Raw genomic sequence first — 23,701 nt, 5'->3', positions numbered from 1 at the left:
TTAAACTTTTCCTCTTCGTTTTTCAAGAAGTTTTCTAATCTCTTCACATTTTTCTTTTGTGAGTGTTATCCTTAAGACAAAAAAGATCACAAATAATAAACCAATTACTGGAATTCCAGCAAGCATTCTTCTTATCCATAAGATGGTTTCTGGAGCTTGTAGCCTTTGAGAAGCATCAAAGCCTGCTAAATTTAGGATTAAACCGGAAATGAAATATCCTAAGGAGTTACCCAATTTAAGAATATATGAACCACAAGAGGTAAAAGAGCCTTCTCTGCGCTTTCCTGTAAGGAGTTCGTCGTAATCTATAATATCTGCTCCAATTGATCCGTGTAACATCCATAAAGCTGAAGCAGCCATTCCCATTGTTCCAGAGGCAATTGTTTGTAACCAGGGCACAAGAGGGGTATAGAGATACCAGGAACCTCCATATCCAATAATACCAATAATTGCAGCAATAACAACGGCGTTTCTTTTTCCTATTTTATGAGCAATTCTGTTTAATATAGGTGCTCCTAAAAATCCTCCAATCATAAAAGCAACTCCCATCCAAAAATTCCAATTGTCTCCAAGAATTGTGTTTCCTTTACATACGTAGTAGATAGTCGTGTAATAACCTAAGGACCCCACCATACTTGTTCCGAGAGTGAAAGCCCCTCCAAAACTCATCAGCATCCTAAATGGTTGGACTTTCAGTGTTTCGTAAAAAGAGCTTTTTATTGAAATGCGGTCTTTTATTTTTATAACAACCTTATCATAATAACGTTCCTTCACCTTAAAAAAAATTGTTATGGCAAATATCGCCATTAGAGTTCCGAGAATTGAGGTATAAACTTGAATACCCTTGAGAGTATTTTTTCCTCCTGTAGGAAGCAAAAACCAAGCTAAATTTGTAAACCTAAGAGCGTAAAAGTTTCCAACCTCAAATATTTTTTGCATTGCACTTCTATATGTCATAACATTCGTCCGTTCTTCGTAATCGGGTGTTAATTCTGCTCCTAAGCTGTTATAGGGAACAGAAAAAGCACTTATAATTGGAATATAAATTAACGAGGAGAAAGCCATATACCAGAAAACTGCTGATGCTCCTAAGAATTTAATCTCTGCCCAGTTTGGAGAAACAGCAAAAAGAAGAGGTAGCCCTATTCCGCTTAGGATTCCAGCAATTAAAATAAAAGGGCGTCTTCTTCCAAGAGGAGAACGAAGATTATCTGATAACCAACCAATTACAGGATCCAAAATTGCATCGTATATCCTTATAAGAGTCAAAGCTAATCCAATAAGCCAAGGTTCTACGCCAAGATAAATGTTGAATACTGCAAATGCAACACCAGGATAAAGCCAAAAACCCCACATATCTAAGGCGGTTCCAAGACCATAAGTTAATTTAGTAGGAATCGAAAGTTGATCTTTAAAAGACTTTTCTTTGTTTTTCTTCATTTTAGAAAGATAATTTTTATTTTTTCTCTGTCAAGCTTTTCTTAAAAAAAATAAAATTATTCCAATTCCTCCGCTCGAGAAATCTATAAGGAGATCAAAGTAATCTTTCAAATCTAATGGACCTTCCCCAGCTAACATTTGAATTAACTCTTGGGAAGTTGCTATGCCCAAAATAATCAAAAATGGAAGAAATCGCAATTTCTTTTCACATAAGATAGAAGAGATTAGCCAACCTAAAATTCCATAGAATAAGAATCGAATCGCTATATGAAAAAACTCTTTTTTAAAAAGCCAGTAAAATTCAGTTTTCCAAAAAGGGAATAGTTTGGGTATAAAAGAAGTTGGGAATAGAGTAAGAAAACATAGTAAAATCAATAATAAGACTTTTTTCTTCATTTTTCTCCTTAAACAAGATTATAAAATGAAGAAGTTTGTCAAGTCTCATATAATTATTTTTGTTGAATTTAGAGTTTTTAGGGTTGACTTTTTTAATTTTTTTATAATTTTTAAATATGAGAAAAATAGGATTTACCTTAATTGAACTTATGATTGTAATTGTGATAATTGGAATTCTTGTTGCAATTGCTGTTCCTAATTTTGTGAGAGTTTTAAATCGAGCTAAAGAAGCAGAGGTTGAATCAAATATGCATATAACTCAACTTGAGGTAGAGTTTTATGCTATTGGTCATTCTAGTGTATATCCCCCAACTGTAGACTCTATAATAAATAATTTTCCTGATTATATGAAAAACCCATTTAATCATTCTGCACCAGCCGTTCAAGATGGAAGGGAAGAAGATATTGAGGGAGTTGTCGAATACGAGACTTCTGAACCATATGAGCATTACAAAATTAGAGGATTGGGAAGAAATGCTGCCCCCCTTCCACTTATTCTCTCGGAAGGACTTGTGAAATGAATTTACGAATTCGTAAAAATTATTTTACTTATTTTGCAAAAATTTTTGCGGTTTGCAAGAGGTAATAAATACAAGTTCTTGAAGAATAAGAACTTAAATTTTGGAACGTTTTTTGAATGTTAAAATATAAATAATGGGAAATGTTTAACTTAAAAAGGAGGTTTTATATGAAGAAGCGTGGTTTTACCTTGATTGAGTTAATGGTTGTGGTTGTCATCATTGGTATTCTTGCAGCTATAGCCATCCCGAACTTTGTAAGGGTTGTAGATAGATCTAGAGAAGCTTCTGTAAAGTCGAATATGCATACTTTGCAAGTAGCTGTTGAAGCATTAGCTGTAGATCATGATGGAAATTATCCTGGAACCGCGAATACTGACGATATTGAGGATGAATTACCCTTAAATTACAAAAATCCTTATACAGGAGCGACGTTAGAGGATGATGGTCTTAACGCATGTATTTCAGTAGGAGCACAAGCTGGTAGCCCTGGCATGGTTGGTTATGAACCTGAGGATGCAAATCAAGCTCAAGCTACAGATTTTAATGGAGTATATTATGAAATAACGGGGTACGGGAAAAATAGGTTGATTGATCTCACTTTGAGACCAGGAACGAATCTTCCACAAGGCGGAGGTGGTGGACAGCCTTAGGGTTTTATTTTTATCTAATGGAAAAAGAACGGCAGTTGCCGTTCTTTTTCCATTTTTATAGATTCTTTCTTTTAATCCAATAGTGGTAGGAAATAAATCTACCTTCGACTTTTAGTGTGATTGGATCTTCTTCAGCTTCGTTTAAGAGAGGAATATTTATTAACTCATAATCTTTTTCTATTTTTTTAGTGTAAATCTTTCTTCCTTTATAAAATATTTCAAAATAAGAGTCAGAAAGGTCAATTTTAATGGGTTGAAAGAAAAGTGTTTTTCCTAATATTGGTTTTTCACCCTTAAAAGTTCTTCCTATTAAACAGATTAATTCAAGGTCTTTATTTTTAGATTGTCTTAGAGTAAAAGTTTCATATCCTTCTGTGATTCTACCGGCATCATAAAAGCTTTCAATATTAAACAAAATCTGAAAATATTTTGTTGGCCCAAAATTAACTCTTTTATAGTTATGGAGTTTTTCTGAAGAAGGATCTCCAATGTCAAGTTCATCTATGACATCTTTTTCAAAAAGTTGCTTTTTTAATGGAGAAAGCTCAATATAATAGAGATTATAAATTTCATCTTCCTCAACCCAAAAAAAAGTTCTTTCTTTTTTAACAGAAAATCTCTTTAACCATTTTGTTAAAGGATTATCTTCAAAATTCTCTTGAGTTAAAAGATATTTTACATTAGAATAATATCTTTGGACCAGTTCAGATATTTCTGTGTATTCATAAAAAGAAGAAATATATTTTCCAAGAATAGGGTCAAAGTTTGGAGTAAGAGTAATAAACTTTAGTTTCTTCGCTTCAAAAATGGTCGAGGTAGACCCACTTGTTCCATCGAAAATCTCTGTTTTTTCTGGTAAGATTTTTTGTAAATATTGAGCAACTTCTTTTTCTCTTTTTGCTTTTATGACATTATTTCTTATGTATGACAGTAAAATAATTTCCTGAGATATGAAGAATAAAGAAAAAAAAGATACAATTATGAAGTAAGAACCTTTTAGGAGTTTATTCATTTTCATAAAACCAAGGAAAGAGAAAGCAAATATAATGGGAAAAGAAGGTAAAATATGCCTGTGGCAACCCATTCCTGTGAAGAGAGTAAAGGAATCTCCTAAAAGAAGGATTAAAAGAAAGAGAGCGGTTTTTATTGCAATTTTTTTATTCCCTTCTAAAAACCCTATTAAAGTAAAAAAGAAAAATAATGGTGGAAGAGAAAAGACTACATAAGCTTGATTATAAAGACCAAAATCTTCTCCTATTTTGTAAAAACCTAAGATTGTTGATTTTAAATGATTAAGAAAATTTTCTGTCGCAATAATAATCACATTATCAAAACTGTCGTAGTGGAAAAGTATTTGTGAAACTGTTCCCTGAGTTACTCTTTGCCCAATTAGGATTTTGTTTATGAAGAAAGGAGAAAGAAGAGGTAAAAATCCAAGAGCGATTTTCCAAAAGTTTTTTCTGTTTATTCCAAGATGAATTGAAGAGAGGAATAGGTAATATAAAATTCCTTCATTTCTGGAAAAACCAGAGAGAATTGCAAATGTAATAAAAAAAGGGAAGCTTTCTAAAAAAGCAAGTCCCCCTGAAATTGTGAGAAATATTAAAGGCATTGTTGTGCAACTAAAAAAGTTATAGAAAATTGGAGCAAAAAGCGTGCTTAGTAATGTGGAAGGAAAGGCAACCTCAGGGAAGAATCTGTTGAAGAATCTATAAAGAAATAGAGCTGAAAATATAAGCATAATTAGATTAATTAAATAAGTCCAAAAAATAAAAGAGTTATTAGTTTTAAAACCTAACCAGTATCCAATTGATAATAACATTGCATAAGGGATTGGGCTTATTGGAGTTGGAGGATCCTCTGGATATATCCTTAAAGGGTGTCCTTCGTACCATGTTCTTGCGTGAATTAATGTGACATATCCATCGCTTGAAGTTAAAACAAATTCTTTATTTCCAGAAGCATAAACGATTTGTAATAAAATTACCCATAAAAGGATAATAAATAAAACAACTAGATGAAACTTTTTATCTTTGAATATCTCTTTAAAAGAAAGCCATCTTCCTTCTTCTTTCATTTTTGTTTCATCTATTATTAGTAAAGATAGGAAAATTTGTCAAGATAAATTCAATTGACTTTTTAATAAATTATTTTTAATTATAGATGTGATTCTTAACAATAAAAATATTGAAAATTTATATGAGATGATTCCAAAACAAATTGTTGTTAAGGAAGATCTTTCTTTTTCTCCTATAAATGTTGTAGGTTGTGATGTGAGTTATAAAGAAAAAGCGAAAGTTTCTTGTGTTGTTTTTAACATAATTGAAAATAAAGTTATTGAGGAAGTAACTTTTGAGAAAAAGATTCCTTGGGATTATATACCTGGAAAATTCGCTTTAAGAGAACTACCTCTTATTGAAAAAGCTCTTTTAAGAATTTCTAAGGTTTTTGATTGTATAATTGTGGATGGACATGGTATTGCTCATCCAAAGAAAGCAGGTCTTGCTTGTTTCGTTGGAGTCCTTTTTGATTTACCCACAATTGGATGCGCTAAAAGTCTTTTGGTAGGAGATTATGTCCAGGTGGATAGAAAAAGGGGTAAATGGGCAAGTATTTTTTATAATGGTGAGAAAGTTGGAGAAGCTATCTGCACTAAAGATGGAACAAAACCAATTTTCTTTTCTCCAGGTCATAAAATAGGGTTTGAAAGTGGAAGAAAGTTAATATTAAATCTTACAAGAAATAGCAAGTATCCAGAACCTCTAAGAATTGCAGATAGAAATACAAGGAAGTATTGACTATTAGAAAAATTTTATCATATTAATATAAACTAAAGGAGGTTTATATGAAAAAGCTCTTTTTATTTTTAGTTTCTTTTCCCTTTTTTGCTGAAGAATTTACAATTTCTTTTGTGAATAAAAAATTTGACCCGCTGAAAAGTGTTCCAAAGGTTAGAGAGCTTTTACAAGCTTCTGAAATAGAAGGAGAAAATTACTACATTTTGCAATTTAAAGGTCCTATCTATTCTGAGTGGAAAGAAAAAATTGTCGAAAAAGGTGGGGTTTTCCATTCTTATATTCCTAATTTTGCTTACATAGTTCGGATGACTAAGGAAGAAAAAAAAGAAATAGAGAAGCTCCCTTTTGTGCGTTGGATTGGTCTCTTTCATCCTGAATATAAGGTTCATCCGGGAGTGTATAAAAGAAAAGATAAACATAGAGAGAATAAAAACTTACCAATTTTAATTGGCGAAATTGAGAATAATAAACTGAGAATATTGGAAAGTAGAGAATGTCCTTGTGGTAAAGATGAACTTTGGGTGGAAAATGATCCTCTTCTCCATCTTTTGGTAAGATTCTTCCCAGAAAGTCCACTTTATGAAATCGCAAGTAAATTAGAAAGCTGGGGCTCGGTTATCCAAGAAGTTCAGGAAAATAACAATTTAATGATAATAAGAATTCCTCCAGACTCTCTTTTTGCTCTTGCAAGGATAAAAGAAGTTGAATCAATAGAGCCTTATGCAAGAAGAGTTTTATCTTCTTCAACCTGGAGATATTCGGTTCAGGTTCCAAAAGATAGCTTCACAATTGAGGAAGACAATGATTTAGGACAATCATGGGATACAGTAACAAGTGGAATAACTCTTGCAGAGAAAGGAATAACGGGTAAGGGAGAGATTATAACAATCTTCGATACGGGTCTTGATTACTGGAGTGGTTTTTTTCAGGATCCAGAAAGTGACCTTCCAGGTTCTTCCCATATAGTAGTTGAGGCTTATACTCCAGAGGGAGGGGATGATAAGGAGGTTGTTACTTCTAAGGGAGGTTGTTCCCATGGCACAAATGTTGCTTCTATTATTGCAGGGAATCCTTCCATCGCGGACAATTATCCTGGAGGGAAAAATTTAATGTCTATCTACGACTGGGGTGGGCAGACAAGGGGAAATGTTCCAGATTCTTTTCCTGTAAGACTTTATATCCAAGATTTTGGTTATAACAAAGGAGATTCCTGTAAACTTGGCTCTTTTGATTTAACCTTAGTTATGAATAAAGCATATAATAATAATTCAAGAATCCACCAAAATTCCTGGAATTATAGTGAGTACCTTGGAGAATATATTGGTGGGGCAATAGAGATAGACAATATGGTTTGGAATAAAAAGGATTTTGTTGTTGTTTTTTCGGCAGGAAATTTTGGACCTAATGACACTACAGTTGCTGCTCCTTCAACAGCGAAAAATTGTATCTCAGTTGGAGCATCTTGGGTTCCTTCTTTTGATGTTTCTCCAGATTCCGTGGCTAGTTTTTCTTCAAGAGGTTGGACAACCGATAACAGGATAAAACCTGATGTTGTTGCCCCTGGAGGAACAACAATTGGAGGTTCATCTTATCCTCATAGATATTATCTTTGGGGTGCACGACCAGATACTACTTGGGGAACTCATCCTGCTCATAGCTGGATAGTTGGAATGATAGGAACATCCCAGGCAGCTCCTCAGGTTTCAGGGGCTTGTGCGATGATTAGGCAATATTTTAAAGATGGTTTTTATCCGACGGGTGACCCTTTGACAGGGACTCCTTTTAATCCTTCAGCAGCTCTTGTGAAAGCTGTTCTAATTGCCTCAACAATTGATATGGGAATTGGAGGAGGAAAAGGAAATCCTGTGCCGAATCGGGCTGAAGGTTGGGGGAGAGTTGTTCTTGATAATGCTCTTTTCTTTTCTGGAGAATCGAGAGTTTTGTTTGTTTCGGATAATTCCTCTGTATCAACAGGGGATTCTGTCGTTCATACTGTCACGGTAGAAAATCCATCTGAACCTTTAAAATTTGTTCTCGCTTGGAGTGACTATCCGGCAAATCCTCTTGTAAATCCAACTCTTGTCAATGACCTTGATTTGACTGTTATAGCTCCAAATGACGAAGAATACAAAGGTAATGTTTTTTCAGGAGGTTATTCTCAAACAGGGGGTGACTTTGATAGGAGGAATAATGTTGAGGTTGTCTGGCTTCCTAATCCTACTCAGACAGGAACATACAAAATAAAAGTCAAAGGATACAATTGTCCAAATGGTTCAATTCCCTATGCAATTGCAGCAGTTGGAGGATTTACTGGAGGATCTGGAATTAATGAACCTTTAGAAAAGAAAATAGAAGAGAAAAATTTGATTCTTCCAAGTGTTTTTGTAGGTAAAGTAGATGTTAAGTTGAATATTGCAACACCAGGTAAAGTGAATTTATCTTTATATGATATTACTGGAAGAAAGGTAAGGACTTTAGTGGATGAAAGGTTGGAAAAAGGAATTCATTTGGTGAAATTTGGTGAGAACTTATCTTCTGGAATTTATTTCTTCGTCTTAAAGATTGACGGAAAGAAAATAGAAGAAAAAAAGATAGTAAAACTTGGGAATTAAAGCTTTTTAGATTCTCGTTTTAACCTTGACTTCTTCTTAAAAGGTTATATAATGATGGACTAAAAGGAGTATTGATGGAAAGCTCTATTAGAGTTAGAATTGCGCCTTCTCCCACTGGTTATCTTCATCTCGGGACAGCAAGAACAGCCCTTTTTAATTATCTTTTTGCAAAATCTAAAGGAGGGAAGTTCCTTTTGCGAATTGAAGATACGGATTTGAAGAGATCAAGTGATGCAATGGTTGATTCTATCTTAAGAGGTTTATTATGGCTTGGCTTGGAATGGGATGAAGAAATTTTGTTTCAATCTCATCATTTTGAGGAATATAAAGAAAAAGCTTTGGAATTGCTTAGGATGGGAAAGGCTTATTGGTGTTATTGTAGTTCTTCGGAGCTTATGGAGCGGAAAGAAAAATGTCTAAAATCCAAGACGAGATGGATGTATGATAGAAGGTGTTATTATCTTTCTGAAGACGAAAAGGAGATTTTTGAAAAAGAGGGAAGACCAAAAGCTTTGCGTTTTTTTGTTCCGCCTGGAGTTACAGAATTTGATGATTTAATTCACGGAAAAATTAAAAGAGAAAATTCAGAGATTGAGGATTTTGTTTTATTGAAGTCTGATGGTTCTCCAACTTATAATCTTGCTGTTGTTGTGGATGATCATAGAATGGGAATAACCCATATTCTAAGGGGGGATGATCATATATCAAATACTCCAAAACAAATTCTTCTTTATCAAGCTTTTGGTTGGGATATTCCTTTTTTTGGGCATCTTCCTTTGATTTTAAGCAAAGATAAATCGAAACTTTCTAAGAGAAAAGACGCTGTTGACATTTTTGATTATAAAAAAGCAGGTTTTTTACCAGAAGGAATGATAAATTATCTTGCACTTCTCGGGTGGTCTCCAAAGACAGAAGAGGAAATTTTTTCCATTCAAGAATTAAAGGAAAAATTTACAATTGAAAATGTTAATCCTACTCCTGCCATTTTTGATCTTGAGAAACTCGAATGGATTAATGGAGAGTGGCTTAAAAGGTTAGGTGTCCAAGAAGTTGCGAAAAGACTAAAGGCTTATTTAGAAGAGCAGAATTTTAAGATAAGAGATGTTGATTATCTTGTTAAAGTGGTTAAGGTTATGGGAAATAGAGTCAGAAAACTGAAAGATTTCATTGAAATAGGATATTATTTCTTTAAAGAAGATTTTACATACCAAGAAGAAGGCATAAAAAAATATGTTTATCCAGGAGTGGAAGAGAGACTTAAAAAATTAATTTTAAGATTTGAAAATTTAGCTTATTTTGATGAGAAGAATATGGAAGAAGCTTTAAGAAGTCTTTCTTTAGATATTGGTTGTAAGGCAGGAGAATTAATTCATCCTGTTCGACTTGCAGTGAGTGGAATGACTTTTGGTCCCAGTTTATTTGAACTCTTAGAAGTTCTTGGGAAGGAGAGGACAATTCAAAGAATAGAGAGATTTATTAAATATATTAATATTAAAAAAGGAATAAATAAGGAGGAAAAAATATGATGGTAATGGAAAGGGTGAGAAGAGTAACTAAATATTTTCTATGGTTCATTGCAGGATCTTTTATTCTTTTTATCTTTTTTGGTTTTGGTTCTAACATTTTAAGTGGAGGAAAAAGAGAAGAAAATATAGTTGCGAAAGTGGGGAAAGAGGAAATTCCTATAAGCGAATACGGAAATCTTTTAAGAAACGCTCTTAGAAATATGAGTGGTGCTATTGGCTTAGATCCTATAAAAGAAAGGCAAATTTCTGAAGAAATAATAAATCAACTGATTAACGACAAGATTATTAATGATCTTCTTAAAAAAAGAAAAATTTCAATTTCAAGTGAACAAGTTATAAGTCTAATTAAGGAATCTCCACCCACAGAAATTCTTCAAAATCCAAATTTTTGGAAAGAGGGGAATTTTGATTATGAGGCTTATTTACAGCTTCTTAAAGATCCGAGAGCAGAAGAGTTCATTAGTTCATATGCTTCTTCAATAATGAAAAACTTTCCTTTACGAGTTCTTCGTGGAGAAGTTCTTTCTATGGCAAGGGTCTCTGGAACAGAAGCAGTTGAGAAGTTATTAGAAGATTCTCTAAAAATTAAGATTGAATACATAAAATTACCTCTAAGAGAATGGGGGGCAAAAAATTTTTCTATTTCTCCGGAAGAATTTTATTTGAATAATAAAGAACTCTTTAGGAGAACCGGAGAGATAAAATTAGGGTATGTGTCTTTTCCTGTTTCTATTAGTGAAGAGATGGTTAAAATGACAGAAGAAATTGCTAAGGAACTTGTGGAAAGGGCAAAGACAGATTCTTTTGATTTATTAATGCGGAATTATTCTTATTTTCCATATACTAGATCTTTATTTAACGGATGGGTTAAAAGGGAGCTTTTGGAGAAAGAAATCTTAAATGTTTTAGACAGAATGGGAAAGGGTGAGGTTAGCCATCCAATTAAGAGAGAGGAAGGCTTTCATATTTTTAAACTCTTAGAGAAAAAGAAGGATTCTCTCCATATTAAAGAAATTTTTCTACCGTTTTTCCCAAGCGACGAAGATTTTGATAGAGTCTTAGAGGAAGCTTGGAAATTTGTAAGAGACCTCCGTTCTGATTCTAATTTTAGAATTCCCGAGAAATACAATGTAGCCTATATTACTCTTAAAAAAGGAGAAATTCCTGATTTACCTGTAAATTTTGGGTCTTTTCTTTTTGAGCTTCAGAAGGGGAAGGTTTCTTATCCTCTTATAGGGAAGGATGGATTTTATGTTTTTTGGGTAGAAGAAAAGGAAGAAGGTATTCCTTCTTTTTCGGAAATAAGAAAAGAAGTCGAAGATTCTCTTCGGATAATTGAGGCAGCTAAAGAGGCAAAGTTATATGCTTTTGAGCACTTTTATAAGAAAGGAGAAATACCTCATAATCCACCAAAAGGAGAATGGGGAAATACCCCTTACTTTACTTTAAATAATTCTCAAGAATTTAACATTCCAGAAAAAGTTGCTCTCCTTGCTTTTACAGGTAAGAAGGGAGAGATTTTTCCACCCATAAGAGTGGGTGAATATCTTTATGTTGTAAAGATTGTTGATGTTAAAGTGCCTAAAAATGAAGAATTGAAAGAACTTGTTCCTACTTTTGCTTTTAACCTTCAAAAAGAGAAGGAAGCTTTTTATTTTCAGAAATGGTTTCAAGAGGAGAGAAAGAAATATAAAATTTTAGATTTAAGAGAAAGGTTATATGAATAAAAGGCTTTATTTATATTTTTTTCTATTGTTTGTTTCTTGTAGTTATTCTTTTAAAAGTGGTTATTTTAAAGGAAGTTTATCTATTTCTTCCTTAAACAACAATACAGGAAATCCTGATATTGAGAGGTTATTAACGGAAAGATTAGTAGATGCTTTTATAAAAGATGGGAGAGTGGAACTTAAAATGGATTCTAAGGGAGATTACATTCTTGAAGGTGTGATTGATGATTACAAAAGGACGCCTGAAGCGTATACTCCAGGGGGAGAGATAGAGAGTTATCGATTAAGTATTGGCGTTAGGTTTTCTCTTAAGAAGAAGGATAAGGATGAAAGTGAATGGGAAAGATCAATTTTAGAGTCTTTTGTTTATTCTGTAAATTCGCGAGAACTAGAGGCAATAGATTCAGTTGCTTCAAAGATAAAAAGTTCTCTTCTTAGGATAATGCTTGAAGAGTGGTAAAAATAATTTTAAATTGTAAAAAATCAAAATATTAGTGTATTTTGAGCATGAAATATTCAAATTATCTTTATACCATATCTCATCTACATAGAAAGCATGAGACAAACCAAAAATTTTTCTCTCTCTGTTTCTTTTCTCCTAACCTATCCACAGCCCTTCAATACGTACACGAAAGCCGTCCTTTGTTTTAACAATCTGATTTATCAAACCACAATGTCTCCACTGGAGCATACAATATCTTGGTAAGAAATAGTATCTTCTGCCAATTTGAAGCTCTTTTCGGGTATATTTCACCAAACCTTCATATGCAGTAGTATTATAATATCCAATGTTGATACCTCTCTCTCTTGATACCATAGGCCCTACAATACACCAAACGACAGTCCCATTGAAATAATCAGGATCATCTACTACTATGCCGACATGAGTAACTGGACAACCACATGATATCCAAGCAGGACGACCATATAAAATATCACCTTTTTTGATTCCGAGTTTTTCTACATTGGTTGGATTAAATAATATTATAGTCTCTCTTGGTCCCGGTTCTCCTGGAAATTTATCCAGAATAAAGTCATAATCTCTATCCAAGTTGTCCTTCCATGTAATATTTTCTTCTTCAAACTCTGAACTCATCGGACGTATTTTTCTTTCGTCTAAAAAAATACACCTTTTCATTGCATCTGGATCTTTCGATGCTATTTCGGCAAATTCCTTACAGGTTTTTAACCCACATAAGCCACAATTTTTCCCGGGCAATTTCTCTATTATTTCTTTTTTATTCATATCATTCACCTCTGTAAAATATGTCAGCTTCTAAAGTTCTTAATACTCCAAAATGAGATTTTGCACCAATCTCTTTTTTGCCCACACAGATAGTGCAGGTTCCCACAGGTGGATTACCTCTGAGCAATAAAGGCTCTTTTATCTCTTGTGTTTTTTCGATTTTTCTAACAATGTGCTCTATATTTATACCGTGTAATGCATCAGTTTCTATGATAACTACTTTTGCTGCATCATTAATATTAGCTCTAAAAACTTCTCTTTCGGCTTGTGATACAAGATCAATTTTTGTAACAACGGCTATGTCTGCTAAAGATAACATGGGGCCGATCTTTCGAGGTAAGTTCATTCCACTTGTTGCTTCTAATACAACAATACCTAATGAACCCTCGATGTAAGGTGAACATCTAAGACACAACCCTGCCGTTTCAACAAAAAGCGCATCAGTTTTTTCTCCTTCGGCCCATTTTATAGCATCACCGAGTACCACTACATTGCAATGGTCTGGGCATAAATCTGTTGAATAAACTTTCTTGGTAGGTATTCCAAACTCTTTTTTAAAGATTTCATCTTCATCGGCAAACTGGACATCTATTTTTAGATATGCAAGTTTTTGCCCTTTAGCTTTGAGTTTTTTGATAACTTGTTTTAATACAGTTGTTTTCCCACTCGTTGGAGGCCCAGCACATATTATAACTTTCATATTTTTACCTCTCTTTTTTTTAAGAAATATACCCTAATGCTCTTAATTTATTCTCAAGATCCTTTTCACTAATCCGCTCTCCCGCCCTTATTTGTGCTCTAAAATCTAGCATAAGATCATCTATTTTCTTTATCTCCTCAGCCACCCTCTGCTCTTCATCTTCAGTTATAATTATCTTCTGCATTGCTCCATTTTTCATAACGATCCTGAAATCCGAAAGGAGGGCTATTCTTGGGTCGTGAGTAACGAAGATAAAGATCTTCTCGTATTTTTTCAAAAGTTCTATAGCTTTTGTTCTATGGATACCGGCATTTTCTATCTCATCTAATAAAATTATTGGTGAATTCCCTATTATTACTGCATCTGCTATTAAGAGTGCACGAGTCTGACCCCCTGACAACTCTGTCATTGCACTTTCTAAAAGTATAGGTTCTCCTGTTAGTTCATTTGCAAAATCTAAAGTTTCTTCTATGACAGATTTACTTCTAGTAGTCTGCCTTATTTTAGCGTGCGTTTCTAAGAATCTCCTTACAGGTAAATCTGATAGAAAATTAGTGTGCTGAGTAATCAATGCAATAGGATTTTTAGAAGGATCACTCATAAATTCTTCCGGGGGGGTAGCATTGTTAATGAGCACTTTTCTTCCAGAAGGAGTATTTTCATTTGCAAAAAGTTCTATATCGTTAATTAAAGTTGTTTTCCCTGAACCTGTTGGTCCTACAATGCTTACTATATCACCCATTTCAAAATTTACTTCATTTATAAGTTCCTTTTCTCCTGTTTTTCCATACCCACCAATTATTGTTATTTTTTTTATCTCAATATCCATATATCTCCTCCTATATTTATTAACACTACATATTTTTTCCTTTCTGGTTCAGACTAGATCGGAGAGCTTTAAATTTTCTAGCCTATTTGAAACATAATCTCTTATTTCTTTAAGTACTTTTAAAAGCTTCTTTTCTTTCTCTAAAGGAGTATGTGAAAAAAAATATTTGCTTACTGACTCCGTTGGCGCTAAGGCTCCATCCATTAACCTTATTATTTGAGCTATATTTATTTTTTGAGCTGGCATTGCCAATTTGTATCCACCACTTGCACCTGTTCTTGTTTTTATATATCGATTTTGCTTTAGGATTAAAAATAATTGTTCTAAATATTTCTTGGGGATATCGTATTTAGAGCAGATATCATCTATCTTTATGAAGCCTTTCTTTTCATATCGGGCAATAAAGATAAGTGCTAAAAGTGCATATTCGCTTTTTGTAGTTAATTTCATTTTATTATCCTCTACTTTGTCTATAGGAATTATAGAGAAATATATTCATTTTGTCAAGGGCCAAGATTTAAATTTGTTATTATTATAAATAATAAATGTCAAATTTTAATAGATGAAATATGATATTTATTTATAACGTTGCATTGAAAAGTATAGAGAAAGGGAATATCCTTGGAGACATATTTTCTTAGATTGGTAGATATTAAAAGGCGTAAAATAAATTAAAAATTAATATTTGGCTTGAAAGAGAAAAAAGAGAGAATTTTTAGGGATTATTTCAAAGAAAGAACCGAAAGAAAAGATATTTCAGACTATAACTTATAACACTATGATATTCTAACTTCGCTTTAGGTAAAAGACTCTGTTTCTTTTAAAAATTATACTCTTGACATAAAAAGAAGGAAGGGTATATTCCCTTTATGAAAATAAATGAAGAAAAAGTGCTTGGAGTAATTGGACTTGGTTATGTTGGGCTACCTCTTGCTATGGAATTTGTGAGAGCCGGATATAAGACTCTTGGTTTTGATATAGACACAAGAAAGATAGAAAAGCTTTCACAAGGAGAGGTGTATTTAAAACATATTGAAGAAGTAAAAAGAAGGAATTTTTTTAGTTCTGGTCTTTTTACTCCAACAACTGATTTTTCCAGACTGAACGAAGTTGATTTAATCTCTATTTGTGTTCCAACACCTCTTGATAAGTATCGTCAACCAGATCTTTCTTTTGTTGAGAATTCGGCAGAGATAGTATCGGAGAATTTAAAGTATGGAGCTATTGTTGTTCTTGAATCTACAGTTTATCCAGGAGCTACAAGAGAGGTTGTCCTTCCTATTTTGGAGAAGAGCAGAAGAAAAATAGATAGAGATTTTTATCTTGCTTTTTCTCCAGAGAGGGAAGATCCTGGTAATAAACAATTTACTACAAGAAACATACCGAAAGTTGTTGGAGGAATTACGGAGCAATCCAAGAAGAAAGTGGTTGAGATTTATAGTAAGATCTTTGATAAAGTTGTTGAAGTTTCTTCTGCAGAAGTAGCTGAAGCGACAAAGCTACTTGAAAATACATATCGTAGTGTGAATATTGCTCTTGTTAATGAACTTAAGGTAATATTTGATAAAATGGGTATAGATATATGGGAAGTAATTGAGGCTGCAAAGACAAAGCCTTTTGGTTATACACCTTTCTATCCTGGTCCAGGACTTGGAGGACATTGTATTCCAATAGACCCTTTCTATCTTTCTTGGAAAGCGAGAATGTTTGGAATTAATGCGAGATTTATAGAACTTGCAGGAGAGATTAACATGATGATGCCTGAGTATGTAGTGATGAAGACCATTTCTGCTTTAAATAAAAACAGAAAATCATTAAGAGGCTCTAAAATTCTTATTATTGGAATAGCTTACAAGAAGGATATTGATGATTGTAGAGAATCCCCCGGGATAGAATTAATAGAACTTCTTAGAGAAGGTGGTGCAGAGGTTTCTTATTATGATCCTTATATTACAGAAATATACAATTTAAGGCAAACAGATTTAGTAATGAGTTCTGTGAATTTGACCGAGGAATTACTTAGAGAGCAGGATGCTGTTATTATTGCTACTGACCATTCTAACATAGATTATAAGAAAATCGTTGAAAATTGCTCTATTATTATAGATACAAGAAATGCCCTTTCAGGAATTAAAAGTGACAAGATCTTTAAAGCGTAGTTTTTAGGAGAGTTAGACTAAGTCCTATCCCTTTTGAAAGACTTAATATTCTCCAGCTCTTTAAGTATAACTCGTAACTTTCAAAGGTTATTAAACTCTTTTTCCAAGAGCTCAAATGGCATAAATTATATTGTATCCTAAAACTCAAGAACTAATTTTTTAGATTATGAAGATTAGAGTTTTTCGTCTCTTTTGCTCTTTGATTTTGTATTTAGCTTTTTTAAATTCTGAGGAACCCATATCCAAAGCTCCTATTTTATCCGTAACCAGATAGCTTTAATTCATTCTCAGATTTTATCTTTTTAAGGATCTCAATCTAACCTTGCTTGTTTTCCCAAGTTTTTATATCTCTTGATGGATGTTTTCTTCTTTAATTTTTTTAACTATATTCTCGATAACTTGTGTTTTAGAGATTGACAAATGATGGAAATCGAATAAATTTCGGAAGGAGAAAGGAGAAATTTAAGAAGGAAGAGACAGGGAGAATTTTGAGGTCATAAAATTTTGTTTCTTAATGCGGTGTGAGAAGCTATCCAAAGAGAAGTTATTATTGGAGGAATTTATTGGATAATTATAGGAACATTGGAACTAATAAAGAACCTAGAAATAGAATATAAGCTTTTGGCTTTATAAAATTCCAGATATCAAAATATGTTAGTTTTTGAAGGAAAAACTCGATTCTCTATTTTGAAAATTTTTAAAGACTTTACAAAAGTTAGTTTGTCAAATTATATCTCAAGAGCTATCGCAGCTTTGATCTCTATTATCCTTGCAAGGTGGTTAGGACCTATTGATTTTGGTGTTTTCTCTATAGGATTTTATATCCTGACAATTTTCGGCTTAGGTTTTACAGGATTTGATCAATCTTATGTATATTTTACAGTTCGATTTCCTAAGGAAGAACAAGAAATATTTTCAACTTATGTTACATTAAAAGTTATCCTTGCGATTTTTTTTATATTTATTTTTATTTTATTTTGTTTTTTGCCTATTTCTTGGAATTTTGAACATATTGGCGAGGAATTAATCCTATATGGATTAATTGGAGGCTTAGGTATGAATATACTAAATATTGGCTTATCATTTTTTCAAGCAAAGGAGGAGTTTAATAATTATAGTATAGTTCAATTAGTTTATTATTTAACTCTTTTATTTCTGGTTTTTCTGGGTGTTAAGTTTAACTTAAGGCAAGTTAATTTTTATTTGTTGATGTATTTATTCCCTTCCGTTTTTATTTTAAATATGATATTTAGAAAAGGATATTTTTCTATACTTAAGTTTAAAATTAAAATAGCCCAAAAATTTTGGAATTATGGCAATTGGCTCATTCTTAGTCATTTTGTTAGATTAATTAATCTCAGGGCAGATTTTTTTTGGCTTGGTAAGTACTTTAAAGGTGAAATTCTTGGGCAATATTCTGTAGCTCTTAGCCTTATTAATATATTTGTTCTTTTAATAGGAACTTTTTATGTTATACTTCTCCCTAAAGCTTCCGCAATTGAAACGGATGGCGATTTGAGAAAATATTGGTTAAATAATAGGTGGTGTATAGTATTTCTATTAATCTCTTGGTTCATGATTTACTTTCTTTCTCCTTTTTTTATTGAAATACTGTATGGTGCTCGGTATAAAGAGGCAACATTGATATTTAAAATGCTTTTGTATTCAGTTATTCCCTTGATTTTCACACTTCCAATAGAATGTTTTCTTTTAGGTGCGGGTAAAACTATATATGTTTTTTTGGCTTATCTTGTTCAGGGTATATCCCTTATTTTAGCTCCTCCCATTTTAGTTGGGACTTTCAGATTAAATGGAATTATATATGGAAGAGTTATTTCTTTCTGTATTTTATTAATTTTTTATTTTATTGAATATAAATTTGTAAAAGAAAAATTTTTGGAGAATTAATTAAATAAAAGTTAAATTGGATTATTCGGTTTTCAAAATGATAGGTAATTTTTTATTCCTAAGTTGATTTTATGGAGGAAGATTTTTTGTTTTATAAATATCTTCTCTTTTCAAGAAAATAGTATTTCGACTTGAATGAGTTAAATAATTCTTTGGAAATAAAGATTTAAAAGTTTGGCTTTTTAATTATAAAATCCTTTTAAAGTATATTTTTGCTTTTTTGCAAGTCTTTATATTAAACCGAGATTGAAGAAAATTAGATACTCTTTTTAATAGAAAGTCACTCAATATAGGTTTTGATTATTTGACTCCAGTATATTTAAAAAAAGGAAATGCGAAGTCACCTTCTTCATCGAACTTAAGCCAAAAACCTATGAAAAGAAACATATAACTACCTAATATTATATGCCAGAATATGTTGTTTGACATAGATTGGAGGAAAAAAGCTATTATACCGGCAAGAAGGGAAATATAAAAATTTCTATTTTTTGAGACTTTAATTTTAGGGTATATATCCTTTAATCTTATTATTATTGCTATTAATAGATATAATAGGCTAAGGAAAGAAAATATTCCTGTAGTAGCAAAAGTAGTTATGAAGAGGTTATGTGGAACACACCATCCAGAACCGAAAGGAGTATATAGTAAATTTGGGTGTGATTGGATAATTTCACCTAATTCACTCCCTGCTCCAAACCAAAAATATCTTTTTATCATTACTAGACCGGTATAATTTGCTATAATACGATCTATTATTCTTTCTGAAATAATGGAAAATTTACTTATTATGGGAGGGTAGAGAAAGTAAACCCCTATGGATATAATAATACTTAGAAGAATTAAAATAGCAAAATTTCTCAGTTTATTTTCATTTATTAATATTAAGAACAGAATTCCTCCTATTATTCCTAAAATTCCTCCTAAAGTAAGAGATGCCAATTGAGCTATTATAGATAATCCAATTGCCAAGATAAGGAAAACTTTAAAATATATATTATTAGAATTTAAGTAAAGTCCCAAGAGAAAAAAGAATATCAACACTTCATATGCAGATAAATGATTAAAAATTAAAAAGGTTCCCGAAATTCTTAAGTTTTCAGTATCAATAGCCCATGCTGGTTTTAATGCCATAAGTGTATAGAGACAGAAAATACCTAACAAAAAAGAAGAAATAAGGATAGAAATAATAATTATATCTATTGAGATATTTTTTTTGAATCTACATATAAATACTAATAGAATTAATGCAATAAATATAGGTTTTAGAACGAGGGAAGTAATATTAGGGATCAAATTTTTACTATTTAGAAGTGCGATAGAGGAGAGAAAACAAAAGAAAGAAAAGATTAACATTGAAATAAAGATATGTTTATTTTTATATAGAATTTCTGAAGCTGCCTTTTTATTCCCTGTTAATAGAGAAAGAAGGCAAAGAGCGAAGGCGGGAATTGCTAGTATCTCAGCAGGTGTAAGGCTATTTTGATGAAGGACAACTGGTGGGATTAGAGGCGTTAACAAGAAAAATAAAACAAGAACTGAAGAAGGATTCTCTATAAGATATAATATAAATATTAAAAAGAGAGGGAAAGTTCCAGCTGTAATTTTGGTCAATTGAGAAGTAGTAAGGCAAATTGTTGCTACACCAATTAAAAGAATAAATAGGTAGATGGTTAAATCTTGGAGGCTTTTATATTTAAAGGTCTTTAAGGGAAACATTTAAATAAGTTCGTTTCTCAGCCATAAGAACATCAAATAAAGAAAAATTCCAAAAAAGCTTGAAACAATAATTGATATTTTTGTTTTTGGAAAGCTTTTTTCTACTGGTGGAATAGGAGGATCTACAACAATCACAATTGGCCTTCTTTCTGTTAGGTTGTGTTGGAGATTTAGAGTATCCAAATAATTAATGTAAAAGTTTACTACGTTTGCGCTTAATATAGGATCTTTTGACTCAAAAAAAATATATATTAAACCTTCTTTTTCAGAATAAACGACGTCTGTTCTGCGCTCCACTATTTTCTCTGCTTCTACTTGAGGATATCGCGTTCTTTCTAATCTATAGTGTTTAATTAAATCGAATTTTTTCACAATTTTAGTTCTCATTGTTTCACTATTTAAAAGCGATATTATTGTTAAAGAAGATAATTTTCCTTTTGGAGTTAATCCTGAACTTATATAACCCAAGGGAGTAGAAATACTGCCAGATAATGCCTCGGGAGCAAGTATTACTGCTTTAGCAGTATACCTTTTTGGAAGAAACAAGCAGATGATTAAAGTTATAACGGCTGGGGCAAAACCAGATAAAAAAAGACTTATTTTTCGATTCCAAATAAATTTATATATCTCTTTTAATTTTAGCCCTTCCTCTTTATCATTCATATTTAATTTTCACTTTTTATATAGTATAATAGCTAATTAATGTAGGATGTCAACTCCCTTTACCTTTAAAAAATAATAAAATATATTCACTGAAAGCACTCTAAAAGGATTTTAGATATCTTATTTCTATCATATTCAAGAGCAGTAAGGCGAGCGCATTTTTTCATTTGTTTTTTATACCTTTTATTTAGTTGCATATATTGAATTATTCTTTCGGAAAGGGATTCTGGTGATCCTGGCTGAAAAATATAACCATTTACTCCATTTTTAATATAAGTAGTTAAGCCTCCAATATTGCTACCAATAACTGGCACCCCACAGGCCATAGCTTCAAGCCCTACTAGACCAAGACTTTCCCTCTTTGTGGTGGGGAATATGAAAACGTCAAAACAGTTATAAAAAAGAGGCAAAAGTTCATAATTTTTGCTTCCAAGGTATTCAATAGTATCATTCAATTGGAATTTTCTTATAAGTTTTTGCATTAACGTTACTTCTTTCCCATCTCCTATTATTACACCTAATAATGACTCTTTTGTTTTTTCTTTTGTCTTTTTTATTCCCTCGAGAAAGACATTCCATCCCTTTCCTCTTTCAATTCTAGAAACAAAACCAAGTACAAATTGATTTGTATAGCTTTTTAATAAATTTTTTCTATTTATTTTTTTAGGTTTAAATAGACTTGTGTTTACTCCTCCGGAAGGAAATACTTTGATTTTCTCTGGATTTATTTTATATATATTTATTATTATTTCTTTAAAATAAGATGAGGGTGCTATTATTATATCTGAAATTTTTAAAGTTTTAGATGTAATAGGCTTGAGGAACGGTTCTTCAAGGATATCTCCTCCGTGGACATGAGAAACTATTTTAATTTTCCTTCTAAAAAATTTTATAATTAAAACAGGGATCGCACTGTGGGCGATATAGTGGACATAAATTATATTATATCTATAAAATAAACCTTTTAGTATACTAATTAGAAAAAATTTAATATATTGATAGAACTTTATTAATGGATTTTTGGAGTTTCCTGCTTTAACTGCGAGCAAAATTGTAAATCCATTTTCGAGAAGTAAGTCAACCACATTTTTTACAAAAGTGCCGTATATTTGTTGATTTCTATGTGGATACATATTTGAGATTAGGAATATTTTAGGTTTATTTTTGCTAAGAGTTTTCTCTTTTTGATTTATTTTTCCCTTAAAGAACATATTATTAATTAATTTTTATATTTAGTAATTTTTCTGTATATAAATTTAATAGTTTCTCTTTTTCTATATTCCATTGCAAGACCTTCTTAACTCTCCTTTTTCCATACTCACCCATTTCTTTTCTTCTTTTTTTATCTTTAAGGAGATAGATAATTGCATCACCAAAGTTTCTTTCGTCATTATTTTTTATAAATAGAGAAGCCTTTCCTGCTGTAAAAATTCCTTCTAAAGAGTTATACTGAATTACAGGTTTACCCAGAGCCATATATTCCATAACTTTTGTTGATGTAGATTTGCTAAATTTCTCTGTTTCTCTACTCGGTTCCACTCCAATGTCTATTTTTGAAAGTAAGGAAAATAATTTCTTTCTATTATACTCAGAGCCGTAGAAAATGAAATATTCTTGAAGGCTCTTTTGTTGAACAATATCTTCAATTTTTGTTCGGTAGTTTCCGTCCCCAATTATTAATACTCTAAAATCATCAAACTTTCTTTCTTTTACTATATACTCTATAGATGCCACAAGCTTTTCTAACGAATCTTGGCTATCTATATTTCCTACATATCCAATAAGATATTTTTTTCCTCTTCTTAGATTATCTTTAACCCTATATAGATTTTTTATTTCGTTTAGATCCGGTCCATTTCTTATTACAAAAACTTTATTTTTAGAAACTTTATTTCTTTTAATACAAGTGTCTTTTATAGAATTGTTTGTTGTAATTATAACATCAGCCAGTTTGTAAGATAGTTTCTCGCATATAAGTAATAACTTAAAGAAGAAGTTCTTTTCTCCAAATTTTTCGATAAATAACTCAGGTGATAGATCGTGATGATCAAACACTATTTTAATACCGAATAGTTTAAATGGTAAAAAAAGAATAACTAAAAAATCAGGTGGATTAGCAATATGTATAATAGAAAAAGGCTTTTTTATATATATTTTTAATGAGTAAAATAGAAGAGGAAAAATAGTAAATAAGTATTCTCCTAAAATACTTAATATTGAAGTTCCTTTAATAAAAGGATTATAATATTGATGAATTTCGACCTCTCCTAATTTTTTATAATTTTTGTCTTTATTCTTATTAGGACAAATTACTGAAACATTAAATCCTTTTTCTCTTAAAGCTTGTGCTTCCTTCCATACTCTGGTATCCATTGGAACTTGGTTATTTTCTACTACTAATAATATATGAATATTATTCCTAATCCTTTTCATAAAAAATATATACTTCATTTAGAAATTTTTTCAAGTGTAAGTTTTTTAAGACCAAACTACACGATTCTAAACAACGAATGGTTTTTAAAGATGTAAAAAATTGAACCAATATGAAAATCTAAAAGAAATTATGGAGAATATATAGGGTATATACTACTATGCTGCTCCCCATAGGGAGTGGATACTTGAAGTGTGTAGAGATATAATAAAAATTATAAAGAAGGGGGCAGAGAATGAAAAGAAGGAATTGGTCAGTTGATGAGAAATTAGCGATAGTTCTTGAGGGTTTGAGGGAAATGCGAACAGTTTCTGAGATATCTGGGGAGCATGGAATCAGTCAGATGAGGTAGAGAAACTTCAAAAGATAATTGGCAAGC

At 31.8% G+C, this 23,701-nt stretch carries 20 protein-coding genes; 9 read left to right on the top strand and 11 right to left on the bottom strand.

The window, feature by feature from the left end; translation table 11 throughout:
- Both ABIN61_02865 and ABIN61_02860 read right to left on the bottom strand, forming a co-directional pair.
- On the bottom strand, positions 1-1,440 hold the full coding sequence (locus ABIN61_02865; GenBank protein MEO0293148.1) for an MFS transporter: 1,440 nt from the start codon (positions 1,438-1,440) through the stop codon (positions 1-3).
- A 30-nt stretch (positions 1,441-1,470) separates the two neighbouring features.
- Positions 1,471-1,836, bottom strand: coding sequence for a hypothetical protein (locus tag ABIN61_02860; GenBank protein MEO0293147.1), 366 nt, complete (start codon positions 1,834-1,836; stop codon positions 1,471-1,473).
- A 116-nt stretch (positions 1,837-1,952) separates the two neighbouring features.
- On the opposite strand from ABIN61_02860, the gene ABIN61_02855 reads away from it, so the two are divergent.
- A complete protein-coding gene (locus ABIN61_02855) occupies positions 1,953-2,357 on the top strand; it encodes a prepilin-type N-terminal cleavage/methylation domain-containing protein (protein ID MEO0293146.1) in 405 nt (134 codons plus the stop codon).
- A gap of 167 nt (positions 2,358-2,524) precedes the next feature.
- Positions 2,525-3,007 (top strand): type II secretion system protein, encoded by a 483-nt coding sequence (locus tag ABIN61_02850; protein ID MEO0293145.1) that lies wholly within the window; start codon positions 2,525-2,527, stop codon positions 3,005-3,007.
- A 55-nt stretch (positions 3,008-3,062) separates the two neighbouring features.
- Here ABIN61_02850 and ABIN61_02845 read toward each other — a convergent pair whose 3' ends face one another.
- Positions 3,063-5,084 carry a hypothetical protein gene (locus ABIN61_02845; protein ID MEO0293144.1) on the bottom strand — a complete coding sequence of 674 codons (2,022 nt, stop codon included), beginning with the start codon at positions 5,082-5,084 and terminating at the stop codon, positions 3,063-3,065.
- Positions 5,085-5,172: 88 nt separating this feature from the next.
- Here ABIN61_02845 and ABIN61_02840 point away from each other — a divergent pair, with 88 nt between their 5' ends.
- The 5 genes from ABIN61_02840 to ABIN61_02820 all read left to right on the top strand — a co-directional run bounded on the left by ABIN61_02840 (position 5,173) and on the right by ABIN61_02820 (position 12,130).
- Positions 5,173-5,805: an endonuclease V gene (locus ABIN61_02840; GenBank protein ID MEO0293143.1), complete on the top strand. Its 633-nt coding sequence runs from the start codon at positions 5,173-5,175 to the stop codon at positions 5,803-5,805.
- Positions 5,806-5,852: 47 nt separating this feature from the next.
- Positions 5,853-8,417, top strand: a complete 2,565-nt coding sequence (locus tag ABIN61_02835) for a S8 family serine peptidase (GenBank protein MEO0293142.1) — start codon at positions 5,853-5,855, stop codon at positions 8,415-8,417.
- A gap of 74 nt (positions 8,418-8,491) precedes the next feature.
- Positions 8,492-9,943, top strand: a complete 1,452-nt coding sequence (gene gltX / locus ABIN61_02830) for a glutamate--tRNA ligase (GenBank protein MEO0293141.1) — start codon at positions 8,492-8,494, stop codon at positions 9,941-9,943.
- Positions 9,940-11,670: a SurA N-terminal domain-containing protein gene (locus tag ABIN61_02825; protein ID MEO0293140.1), complete on the top strand. Its 1,731-nt coding sequence runs from the start codon at positions 9,940-9,942 to the stop codon at positions 11,668-11,670. The genes gltX and ABIN61_02825 overlap by 4 nt, the downstream gene beginning before the upstream one ends.
- Positions 11,663-12,130 carry an LptE family protein gene (locus tag ABIN61_02820; protein MEO0293139.1) on the top strand — a complete coding sequence of 156 codons (468 nt, stop codon included), beginning with the start codon at positions 11,663-11,665 and terminating at the stop codon, positions 12,128-12,130. Before ABIN61_02825 ends, ABIN61_02820 begins: the two co-directional genes overlap by 8 nt.
- A 138-nt stretch (positions 12,131-12,268) precedes the next feature.
- Here the strand turns inward: ABIN61_02820 and ABIN61_02815 are convergent, their stop codons facing one another.
- The 4 genes from ABIN61_02815 to ABIN61_02800 are packed head-to-tail and all read right to left on the bottom strand — an operon-like array spanning position 12,269 to position 14,895.
- Positions 12,269-12,916 carry a (Fe-S)-binding protein gene (locus ABIN61_02815; GenBank protein MEO0293138.1) on the bottom strand — a complete coding sequence of 216 codons (648 nt, stop codon included), beginning with the start codon at positions 12,914-12,916 and terminating at the stop codon, positions 12,269-12,271.
- Between the two features lies 1 nt (position 12,917).
- Positions 12,918-13,616, bottom strand: a complete 699-nt coding sequence (locus ABIN61_02810; protein MEO0293137.1) for a GTP-binding protein — start codon at positions 13,614-13,616, stop codon at positions 12,918-12,920.
- A gap of 19 nt (positions 13,617-13,635) precedes the next feature.
- A complete protein-coding gene (locus ABIN61_02805) occupies positions 13,636-14,445 on the bottom strand; it encodes an ATP-binding cassette domain-containing protein (GenBank protein ID MEO0293136.1) in 810 nt (269 codons plus the stop codon).
- A 48-nt stretch (positions 14,446-14,493) separates the two neighbouring features.
- Positions 14,494-14,895 carry an Rrf2 family transcriptional regulator gene (locus ABIN61_02800; GenBank protein ID MEO0293135.1) on the bottom strand — a complete coding sequence of 134 codons (402 nt, stop codon included), beginning with the start codon at positions 14,893-14,895 and terminating at the stop codon, positions 14,494-14,496.
- Between the two features lie 419 nt (positions 14,896-15,314).
- Between ABIN61_02800 and ABIN61_02795 the strand changes: the two genes are divergently transcribed.
- Both ABIN61_02795 and ABIN61_02790 read left to right on the top strand, forming a co-directional pair.
- Positions 15,315-16,604 carry a nucleotide sugar dehydrogenase gene (locus ABIN61_02795; protein ID MEO0293134.1) on the top strand — a complete coding sequence of 430 codons (1,290 nt, stop codon included), beginning with the start codon at positions 15,315-15,317 and terminating at the stop codon, positions 16,602-16,604.
- Between the two features lie 651 nt (positions 16,605-17,255).
- Positions 17,256-18,512, top strand: a complete 1,257-nt coding sequence (locus ABIN61_02790; protein ID MEO0293133.1) for an oligosaccharide flippase family protein — start codon at positions 17,256-17,258, stop codon at positions 18,510-18,512.
- A gap of 300 nt (positions 18,513-18,812) precedes the next feature.
- Here ABIN61_02790 and ABIN61_02785 read toward each other — a convergent pair whose 3' ends face one another.
- From ABIN61_02785 to ABIN61_02770, 4 genes are all read right to left on the bottom strand, one after another.
- Positions 18,813-20,228 (bottom strand): O-antigen ligase family protein, encoded by a 1,416-nt coding sequence (locus ABIN61_02785; GenBank protein MEO0293132.1) that lies wholly within the window; start codon positions 20,226-20,228, stop codon positions 18,813-18,815.
- Positions 20,229-20,891, bottom strand: coding sequence for a Wzz/FepE/Etk N-terminal domain-containing protein (locus tag ABIN61_02780; protein MEO0293131.1), 663 nt, complete (start codon positions 20,889-20,891; stop codon positions 20,229-20,231). It abuts the gene before it with no gap.
- A gap of 86 nt (positions 20,892-20,977) precedes the next feature.
- Positions 20,978-22,024 carry a glycosyltransferase family 4 protein gene (locus tag ABIN61_02775; GenBank protein ID MEO0293130.1) on the bottom strand — a complete coding sequence of 349 codons (1,047 nt, stop codon included), beginning with the start codon at positions 22,022-22,024 and terminating at the stop codon, positions 20,978-20,980.
- Between the two features lie 82 nt (positions 22,025-22,106).
- Positions 22,107-23,324 (bottom strand): glycosyltransferase family 4 protein, encoded by a 1,218-nt coding sequence (locus tag ABIN61_02770; protein ID MEO0293129.1) that lies wholly within the window; start codon positions 23,322-23,324, stop codon positions 22,107-22,109.
- Positions 23,325-23,701 lie beyond the last annotated feature (377 nt).

Source organism: candidate division WOR-3 bacterium, from assembly GCA_039804165.1.
Lineage (GTDB): Bacteria > Hydrothermota > UBA3072 > UBA3072 > UBA3072 > JAFGHJ01.
The sequence above is the reverse complement of the archived record's forward strand: the minus strand, read 5'-3'. Positions and strand labels throughout refer to the sequence as shown.

Coding starts and splice junctions, on each gene's coding strand:
- ABIN61_02865 (MEO0293148.1), bottom strand. CDS start 1,440: ATGAAGAAAAACAAAGAAAAGTCTTTTAAAGATCAACTTTCGATTCCT.
- ABIN61_02860 (MEO0293147.1), bottom strand. CDS start 1,836: ATGAAGAAAAAAGTCTTATTATTGATTTTACTATGTTTTCTTACTCTA.
- ABIN61_02855 (MEO0293146.1), top strand. CDS start 1,953: ATGAGAAAAATAGGATTTACCTTAATTGAACTTATGATTGTAATTGTG.
- ABIN61_02850 (MEO0293145.1), top strand. CDS start 2,525: ATGAAGAAGCGTGGTTTTACCTTGATTGAGTTAATGGTTGTGGTTGTC.
- ABIN61_02845 (MEO0293144.1), bottom strand. CDS start 5,084: ATGAAAGAAGAAGGAAGATGGCTTTCTTTTAAAGAGATATTCAAAGAT.
- ABIN61_02835 (MEO0293142.1), top strand. CDS start 5,853: ATGAAAAAGCTCTTTTTATTTTTAGTTTCTTTTCCCTTTTTTGCTGAA.
- gltX (MEO0293141.1), top strand. CDS start 8,492: ATGGAAAGCTCTATTAGAGTTAGAATTGCGCCTTCTCCCACTGGTTAT.
- ABIN61_02825 (MEO0293140.1), top strand. CDS start 9,940: ATGATGGTAATGGAAAGGGTGAGAAGAGTAACTAAATATTTTCTATGG.
- ABIN61_02820 (MEO0293139.1), top strand. CDS start 11,663: ATGAATAAAAGGCTTTATTTATATTTTTTTCTATTGTTTGTTTCTTGT.
- ABIN61_02815 (MEO0293138.1), bottom strand. CDS start 12,916: ATGAATAAAAAAGAAATAATAGAGAAATTGCCCGGGAAAAATTGTGGC.
- ABIN61_02810 (MEO0293137.1), bottom strand. CDS start 13,616: ATGAAAGTTATAATATGTGCTGGGCCTCCAACGAGTGGGAAAACAACT.
- ABIN61_02805 (MEO0293136.1), bottom strand. CDS start 14,445: ATGGATATTGAGATAAAAAAAATAACAATAATTGGTGGGTATGGAAAA.
- ABIN61_02800 (MEO0293135.1), bottom strand. CDS start 14,895: ATGAAATTAACTACAAAAAGCGAATATGCACTTTTAGCACTTATCTTT.
- ABIN61_02795 (MEO0293134.1), top strand. CDS start 15,315: ATGAAAATAAATGAAGAAAAAGTGCTTGGAGTAATTGGACTTGGTTAT.
- ABIN61_02790 (MEO0293133.1), top strand. CDS start 17,256: ATGTTAGTTTTTGAAGGAAAAACTCGATTCTCTATTTTGAAAATTTTT.
- ABIN61_02785 (MEO0293132.1), bottom strand. CDS start 20,228: ATGTTTCCCTTAAAGACCTTTAAATATAAAAGCCTCCAAGATTTAACC.
- ABIN61_02780 (MEO0293131.1), bottom strand. CDS start 20,891: ATGAATGATAAAGAGGAAGGGCTAAAATTAAAAGAGATATATAAATTT.
- ABIN61_02775 (MEO0293130.1), bottom strand. CDS start 22,024: ATGTATCCACATAGAAATCAACAAATATACGGCACTTTTGTAAAAAAT.
- ABIN61_02770 (MEO0293129.1), bottom strand. CDS start 23,324: ATGAAAAGGATTAGGAATAATATTCATATATTATTAGTAGTAGAAAAT.